Below are 462 nucleotides of genomic sequence, written 5' to 3' on the forward strand. Positions count from 1 at the left end.
CCCCCACGCCCCCGTGGAGTTTATAGGGCAAAATGAAGTCCGGACCCCGCGGGCGGGGGCTAGACCGGAAAGCTCAGGGTCATGCCATCAAAGGCGGGTTCGATATGGTCGGGGGTTTCCGCGGCCAGCGTGTCATAGTCGAGGTCGTTGTGCATATTGGTCAGCACAGCGGTTTGCGGTGCCATCTGGTCGATCCAGCCCAGGGTCTGGGCTAGGTGGCTGTGGGTTGGATGCGGGTCGCGGCGCAGCGCGTCGACAATCCAGCAGCGCAGGCCCTTGAGGTGGGGCCAGATGTCATCGGGGATCTGCGCCACATCGGGCAGATAGGCCACATCATTGACGCGGAAGCCAAGCGCATCCATCCCGCCGTGGTTCACCAGAAAGGGCGTGAAGCAGAGCGTGCCGCCGGGCCCGTCGATCGCCACGTCGCCGTCAATATGGTTCATCTCGAGGATCGGCGGG

Annotated in this window: 1 protein-coding gene; it reads right to left on the reverse strand. The window is 64.1% G+C overall.

What is annotated here, in order from left to right; all coding sequences use genetic code 11:
- Positions 1-59: 59 nt before the first annotated feature.
- A partial coding sequence (locus B4F27_RS03745; protein ID WP_286758905.1) for an MBL fold metallo-hydrolase occupies positions 60-462 on the reverse strand: 403 nt, incomplete at its 5' end.

Source organism: Sulfitobacter sp. UBA1132 (assembly GCF_002311545.1).
Classification (GTDB): domain Bacteria; phylum Pseudomonadota; class Alphaproteobacteria; order Rhodobacterales; family Rhodobacteraceae; genus Sulfitobacter; species Sulfitobacter pontiacus.